The sequence below is a fragment of the Mycobacterium sp. MUNTM1 genome, from assembly GCF_054660795.1.
In genome coordinates this window covers 92,107-99,155 of sequence record NZ_BAAGDE010000019.1, presented here as the reverse complement: position 1 = coordinate 99,155, position 7,049 = coordinate 92,107, and the positions used below count along the sequence as shown (strand labels likewise).

Genomic DNA, 7,049 nt, shown 5'->3' with positions numbered 1-7,049 from the left:
GGTTCGCTCGACCGGGAGCTCACGGACCGGGACATCGAGGTGGCCTTCGGCACCGTGCAGGCCGGCACCTGCGGCGCCGTGCGGACCCGGGCGGCGGGTGTGGTGAACGGCCGCGAGGCCATCGTCATCGAGCACGTCATCCGGATGGCCCGCGACGTCGCACCCGATTGGCCCACCTCCGACTGCGACGCCACGTATCGGGTCGACATCGAGGGAGAACCCGACATCCATTGCGAGATGACGCTGGGCGAGAGCGCGGGTCACGGGGCAGGGCGGGCCGCGATGGCATCCACGGCGATGCGCGTGGTCAACGCGATCCCGTATGTCGTCGACGCGCCCCCGGGCCTGCTGAGCTCACTGGACATTCCCACCACGTTGCCGCTTTACGCCTTCGGCTGAACGTGTAACGTACGTCGCAACGATCAGGGCAGCTAGGAGTATGCCGTGTACACACTGCGGTTCGACATGCGCGATCCCGAATGGGCCGCGCCGCCAGCCGATCTGTACGCCGCGGCGCCCGAAATGTCCGAGTGGGCCGAGGAACACGGTGGTCTGGCCGCAGTCCTGTGCGAACACCACGGCTCCGAGGACGGCTACTTGCCGTCGCCGTTCCTGCTGGCCTCGGCGGTGGCCGCGCGGACGCAACGGCTGGCGCTGAGCCTGATCCTGATCCTGCCGTTCTACGAAACCGTGCGTCTCGCCGAGGACATGGCGGTGCTCGACATCATCAGCAACGGGCGGGCTTCTTACATCCTGGCTCTGGGCTACCGGCCCGAGGAGTTCGAGCACTTCGGCGTGCCGATCAAGAAGCGCGGCCGCCTGTGCGACGAGAAGTTCGCGCTGTTGCGGCGACTGCTTGCCGGCGAAACCGTCGTCGAGGACGGCCGGCGGATCAGCGTGACGCCCCGACCGCTGACTCCCGGCGGGCCGGGACTGATGTGGGGCGGCGGTACGGTCGCGGCGGCCCGCCGGGCCGGCCGGTACGGCCTGGGCATGCTGGGCAATGCCAACGCGCCGGGCATGCAGGAGGCCTACGAGGAGGCGTGCCGCGAGCACGGGCATACACCCGGCCCGACGATGTTCCCCGACCGCAACACGCCCTCGGTCGTATTCGTCGCCGAGGACGTGGACCAGGCGTGGAAAGAAATCGGCGAGCACCTGCTGCACGACGTGCGCACCTACGCCGCGTGGAACCCGGGGGACGAGACGACGGCGGGATTCAGCCACGTCAACACCATCGACGAGCTGCGTGAGACGGGCACGTCGCACGTGATCATCTCGGTGCCCGAAGCGATTTCGCGGGTGAAGGCCGGCCAGGTGCTCAACCTGTCACCGCTGTGCGGCGGGTTGCCGCCGGAGATCGCGTGGCCGTACCTCAAGCGCGTGGGCGAAGTGGTGCTGCCCGAGGCGCTCGGCTGACCGCTACTCCTCGCCGAATCGATCGACGAGGTGCGAGTTTACGCCGTCGGCGTCGAGTCGCCGCGCCACCAGATAGCCCGCGCCCATCCAGGCGCGCCGAGACCAGTTACCGAACGAGACCCGTGTTCCCGGGGCGCCGGACGCGGCCGGCATCATCTTGACGCGTTCGAGCGCCTCCTTCACGCCGCGGGGGCTCAGCGGGTGGGCATCGGCGAGCGCGCGCAGCAGGGTGTGCGCGACATCTCGATTCACCACCGGCACACACCATTCCGGTCGCCGGCCGTAGGCCTCGTCGTACTCGTCGAGGAAACTCTGGCCGACCGTGTTGCCCTCGTCGTACTGGTCGACGCCGGTCCAGCCCATGAAGGCGTTCCACATGATGGGGTTGAGCCAGGCGTTCTGGAACGCGGTACCGCAGAACCGGGGCGGATCCCAGCCCAGCTCCTCGAGCGCCGGGTTGACGAAGACGATCCCGAAGCCGAAGCCGCAATGCACGATCGCCTGCGCCTTGGCGTCGTGCAGCGCTTGGACGGCGGCCGTGACGTCCCCGGCGGTCTGGGCGATCGATGCCTCGGCCACGATGCGAATGCCCTTGCGGCGGCATGCATCCCGGAAGTTCTTCAGATACGCCTCGCCGACCAGGGACTGCTCGATCAGCACGCCGACCTCGGTGTGACCGCCTTTGGCCAGCAGGTCGGACCAGAAGATCGGTTCGTCGGTGTGTGAGCCCATCGGAAACGCGAAAACCCATTCACTGAGGGCGACGTCGGACCCGGTCACGCTGATGCAGGGGACCTTGAAGCGCTCGTCGATGGCTTCGCGGGTGGGTATCACGTTGTCGCCGATGTTGGGGCCGAAGACGGCCAGGCAGCCCTCGTCGCACAGCTCGCCGTAGGCGTCGATGACCGCCTTGACCGATCCGTTGGGCAGCCCCTCGACCTCGCGGTAGACGATGTTGATCGGCCGATCGATCAGCCCTTGCTCGACGCCCTTCTTGAAGACCAGATCGAAGGGTTGCGTCAGGTCCTCGAAATACGTTTGTGGAAAGCCCTCGGGCAGTAGGAAATCCATCAGGTAGCCGATCTTGATCGGCTCGGCGGTGCTCTCGTAGCCCATGTGTGCGCTGCCTTACTTGGGTTGGTTGGGGACGCCGGGGTACAGCTGCTCGGTTGGCCCCGCGGTGACGTAGCCGCCCAGTTTCGTAATGAGGTGCGGCGCAAAGACCGCGCCGTACACCAGGTGCCCGACGACGATGACGGCCACGACGGACAGCACCGCCGACTGGCCCCGGCTCTTCGCCCTCCTATCGGCCCACATGTCGATGACGTTTCGTCCTTCGGCATCGGTGCGCCCGAGCAGATACGTGAACAGCATCATCTGGATGCCCATGGCCAGCGCGTCGTACAGGGGGTACTGGTGCTTGGTGCCCTCGAAGATCGCGAGGCCGGGAATCACGTACCCGTAATAGAAGTTGCCGAGCTGGGCCCCGGTGAAGGCGTTGAAGAACAGCGCCCAGCAGATACCGACGACGAGGCCGACGACGAGCAGGGCAATCGGCCTGCGCCAGCTGAACTTTGCGCTCAGCCACCGTCCGAGGGCCGCCCCGGTCACGGCGGGAATGATGAAGTAGGAGACGTAGCCGATCGGCACCGCTAACGGCAACCCGCCCCACGTCACGTTCAACGGCCACCAGGACGGCATGCGTGGCAGCGCCGGCGGAAACTGTGCGTACATCGCCCAGTCGTAGGGCGACTCGATCCAGGAGAACGAGATCGCCGAGATGCCGAGCAGCAACAGTGGGTGGATGCGGCGGCGCCGGTAGCTCAGATAGATCCCCGCGATCAGGAACGCGATGCTCGCGGCGTAGGAGAAGTACTGGGCCCCGGCCATCGCCGGAGTCATCTGGGTGTTCACTCGCGGCCCTCGTCGCTCGGCGCGCGCCGCGCCTCGGGATCGAAGCGGAGTACCAGCCCGAATATCAGAACGATCAGCCCGAACAGCGTGCCGAGCATGATGACAGCGCCCATGATGTCATCCTTCCGGTGGTGTCGCCTTTAAGGTAGTGGATACTATCCTATGGAGATAGCGGATACTATCCCCAAGGCGGTCGACCCCATGGCCGTTCGGAGGAGTGGACATCGGTGCCCCAGCGAGCAATTAAGCAGCCGGTGGCGGTGGCGCGCCGGCCCCGCGGCGAGCCGCGCCGACTGCTGCTCGACGCCGCCCGGGAGCTCTTCGCCGGCCGGGACTATCGCAGCACCACGACGCGTGAAATCGCCCAGGCCGCCGGGGTCACCGAACATCTGCTGTTCCGCAACTTCGGTTCGAAGGCCGCGCTGTTCCGCGAGGCGCTCGTGGTGCCGTTCGTGAGCTTCGTCGACGAATTCGGCCAGACCTGGCAGTCGGTGGTTCCCGAGGAGACCGACGAGCAGGAGCTGACGCGGCTGTTCGTCTCCAAGCTCTACGACGTGTTCGTCGAACACCAGGGTCTGCTGCTGACCCTGATGGCCGCCGAGAATCTCAGCGACGAGGAGAAGGCCGACGCCGGCATCGCCGAGATTCGCCGGGCGATCACGGTGCTGGGCCAGATCAGCGTGGAAGGCATGCAATTGCGCGGGTTGCGGTCCGATCACCCTGACCTGCCGGCCCACTCGACGGTGTCGATGATCGCCGGCATGGCCGCGCTGCGTTCAACCTACTTCGGTGACAATCCACCGCCGCGGGAGGTGATCGTTGAGGAACTCGTCCAGGCACTCCTGCATGGCTTCTTGCACCGCAACGAATGAGACAGGGATCCGACAATGACAAGCCCCAGCGCCGTCGAGTTGTATTACGACCCATTCGATGTCGAGATCGACTCGAATCCATACCCGGTGTGGAAGCGGATGCGCGAAGAAGCGCCGCTGTACTACAACGAAAAGTACAACTTCTACGCGCTGAGCCGATACGACGACGTGGTGCGCGAACTGCCGAACTGGGAAACTTACCGCTCCGGCAAGGGCACCACCGCCGACATCCTGTTCGCGAACATCGAAGTGCCACCAGGCATTCTGCTGTTCGAGGATCCGCCGCTGCACGACCTGCACCGCAAGCTGCTGTCCCGCGTGTTCACGCCCCGGCGGATGCTGGCGGTCGAGGATTTGGTGCGCGGGTTCTGTGTCCGCGAGCTCGACCCGCTGGTCGGCGGGAGCGGCTTCGACTTCATCGCGGACCTGGGGGCGATGATGCCGATGCGGACCATTGGGTATCTGTTGGGCATTCCCGAGGCCGATCAAGAACAGATCCGGGACCGCAGCGTCGCCAACATCTCCTTGTCCGAGGACAGCGATCCCGCCGCGGTCGACGCGAACGTCTTCGCCAATTCCATCGCCCTGTTCGCCGAGTACATCGAGTGGCGAGCCGAGCATCCCTCCGACGACCTGATGACCGAGCTGTTGCGGGCCGAGATCGACGAGCCGGACGGCACGCGGCGTCCGTTGACGCGAACCGAGGTGCTGGCCTACACCGCGATGATCGCGGGGGCGGGTAATGAAACCACCGCTCGCTTAATCGGTTTCATGGGTCAACTGTTGTCGGATCACCCGGATCAGCGCCGCGAACTGGTCGCGGACCCGTCGCTGATTCCCGGCGCGATCGAGGAGACGCTGCGGTACGAGCCGCCGTCACCGGTGCAGGCCCGCTACGTCGCGCGCGATGCGGAGCACTATGGCCGCAAGGTGCCCGAGGGATCGTTCATGCTGCTGCTCAACGCCTCGGCCAACCGGGACGAAAGCCACTTCCCGGATGCGGATCGCTACGACATTCACCGCCGCGGAAGCCACCTCAGCTTCGGGCAGGGCCTGCACTTCTGCCTGGGCTCGGCGCTGGCGCGGCTCGAAGCGCGGGTGGCCTTCGAAGAAGTGTTGAAGCGTTGGCCGGACTGGGAAGTCGACTACGCGAACGCCCGACGGGCGCACACCGCGAGCGTGCGCGGCTGGGCCCGCCTGCCCGTCGTCGTGGGCTAGCGCCCGCGAGCGTCACGCCAGGGTGACGCGGGAGCGCGGGAGTCACGGTAGCGTGACACGCGGCGAAAGCTAACTGCCGCTTTGGTCCACCAGGACCGCGCCGTCGGGTTGATTTCCCAACGTCTGCAACGGAATATCGTCACCCTGGGCGGTGAGGCGCACGATCTGGGCCAGTTGCCCGGGGGCGTCGCACTGCAGATAGTGGTCGGCGCCCGGCACCACCCAGTAGCGATTGCGGCCCGGCTTGTGCTTCAGGTACGTCTGCCAGACGTGATTGGCGACGCGCAATGGCGCCACGTTGTCGTGGAGTCCCCACGCCACCGTCGTATCGACGTGGCTCGTGGAAAGCGCTTCCAGCCAACCGGTTTCATCGGACGCCCGCTCGTGCAGGTATTGGATGGTGTCGGGCAGCACGCGGATGCCGTCGTTGTGGGCGAAGCATTTGGCCAACGCGGCGATCTCCGGATCCTCCAGTGTGCGTCGCGGCATGAACGTGCTCGCGCCCATGCCGGCCGCCAGCATCTCCGGCGTCGTGGCCGCGGCGGTCGGCCGCGCGGTCGCCGGGTCGAGCAGCGCGGTCTGAAAGGCGGTGAGGTTGGAAAGCGGGAGGTAGATGTTGGCGTTGGTCAAGATCAGATCGACGGGGCCTGCCGGTGGGTCTTGTCCGGCCAGCATGCCCACCGCGATCATGCCCACGCTGCTGCCGCGATCGTGGGTAAGCATGCGGTAGTGGGTGAGCCCCCACACCTGGGTGATCGCGTGGACGAGCAGGCGCGCGTCGTCGTAGAGCGAATACACGTAGGGCTCGGGTGGTTTGTCGGAGAGTCCGTACCCGGGAAAGTCCAGCAGGTAGATGTCGAACTCCGCGCTGAGTTCATTCGTCAGCGCGCCAAAGTCGATGCTGCTGGTGGGAAAGCCGTGCACCAACACCAATGCGGGCGCACCGGGAGTGCCGCACCGGCGGCTGAACACCGCGACCTCTTGGCCGTCGTTGGCGGCGGTCGTCGAGCGCCAACGAAGCTCGGTACCGCCGTCGTGCCACTGCGCAAAAATGTCCAAGCTGTCAGCATCGCAGAGGTGGTCGCGGCAGACAATACGTGCTTACGGGCACGTCACGTGGATTCCGAAAGTCACATCGCGCAAGCCACTTTGGCCGGGCGTGGTGGCTTGGCCGGTCCCGGTGACCGTGTAGCTCTTGCCGTCCTTGGTCGCTTGGACCTGATTCGGTGATCTGGTTCCCTGATAAGGCAATTGGTACAGCCCGCTGTCCAGCTTGAGCGAAATGGCGAAGCCGTCGATGCCGGGCGGTTGCTCGTCGGAGACGGCCAGCGACACCGATGCGGAATCGTCGTGCACGCTGATCCGGGTGGTGAGGTCACCTGATTCCGGGGGAGAGGCGCTGGGCTGCGCAGCCGAGCGGGTGCAGTCCACCGCGGCAATCATCGTGTGCTTGTTTCCGTCGATCATGACGGTCGTGCTGGCCAACGGCGGGCCCGAGCTCGAGGTGGCGGCGGGGTGATCGCCCTTGCTGGAACACGCCGGCAGTCCGACCGCCAGGGCCACCACGCCGAGTGCGGCGGCCGCCTTAGCGCCCCACCGCTGTTTTTTCAGGTTCGTCATCGCTGT

The 7,049-nt window shown here is 66.2% G+C and carries 7 protein-coding genes and 1 pseudogene; 4 read left to right on the top strand and 4 right to left on the bottom strand.

Translation table 11 applies throughout. The features are described from left to right. Both ACYQ8K_RS13485 and ACYQ8K_RS13480 read left to right on the top strand, forming a co-directional pair. Nucleotides 1–399: pseudogene (locus tag ACYQ8K_RS13485) on the top strand (dihydrodipicolinate reductase); the annotation flags it as partial. Between the two features lie 45 nt (nt 400–444). Beyond that, nucleotides 445–1,419 carry an LLM class flavin-dependent oxidoreductase gene (locus tag ACYQ8K_RS13480; protein WP_459969656.1) on the top strand — a complete coding sequence of 325 codons (975 nt, stop codon included), beginning with the start codon at nt 445–447 and terminating at the stop codon, nt 1,417–1,419. A 3-nt stretch (nt 1,420–1,422) separates the two neighbouring features. On the opposite strand, the gene ACYQ8K_RS13475 is transcribed toward ACYQ8K_RS13480, so the two are convergent. Then, a complete protein-coding gene (locus tag ACYQ8K_RS13475) occupies nt 1,423–2,535 on the bottom strand; it encodes an ABC transporter substrate-binding protein (protein ID WP_459969655.1) in 1,113 nt (370 codons plus the stop codon). 12 nt (nt 2,536–2,547) lie between these two features. Continuing rightward, nucleotides 2,548–3,333: a spirocyclase AveC family protein gene (locus tag ACYQ8K_RS13470; RefSeq protein ID WP_459969653.1), complete on the bottom strand. Its 786-nt coding sequence runs from the start codon at nt 3,331–3,333 to the stop codon at nt 2,548–2,550. Nucleotides 3,334–3,560: 227 nt separating this feature from the next. Between ACYQ8K_RS13470 and ACYQ8K_RS13465 the strand changes: the two genes are divergently transcribed. Both ACYQ8K_RS13465 and ACYQ8K_RS13460 read left to right on the top strand, forming a co-directional pair. Further along, nucleotides 3,561–4,205, top strand: a complete 645-nt coding sequence (locus tag ACYQ8K_RS13465; RefSeq protein ID WP_459969651.1) for a TetR/AcrR family transcriptional regulator — start codon at nt 3,561–3,563, stop codon at nt 4,203–4,205. Nucleotides 4,206–4,220: 15 nt separating this feature from the next. Further along, nucleotides 4,221–5,423 carry a cytochrome P450 gene (locus tag ACYQ8K_RS13460; protein ID WP_459969649.1) on the top strand — a complete coding sequence of 401 codons (1,203 nt, stop codon included), beginning with the start codon at nt 4,221–4,223 and terminating at the stop codon, nt 5,421–5,423. 69 nt (nt 5,424–5,492) lie between these two features. On the opposite strand, the gene ACYQ8K_RS13455 is transcribed toward ACYQ8K_RS13460, so the two are convergent. Together ACYQ8K_RS13455 and ACYQ8K_RS13450 are read right to left on the bottom strand one after the other, a co-directional pair. Further along, nucleotides 5,493–6,482, bottom strand: a complete 990-nt coding sequence (locus ACYQ8K_RS13455; RefSeq protein ID WP_459969647.1) for an alpha/beta fold hydrolase — start codon at nt 6,480–6,482, stop codon at nt 5,493–5,495. Between the two features lie 42 nt (nt 6,483–6,524). Further along, nucleotides 6,525–7,043, bottom strand: a complete 519-nt coding sequence (locus tag ACYQ8K_RS13450) for a lipoprotein LpqH (RefSeq protein WP_459969645.1) — start codon at nt 7,041–7,043, stop codon at nt 6,525–6,527. Nucleotides 7,044–7,049: the final 6 nt, after the last annotated feature.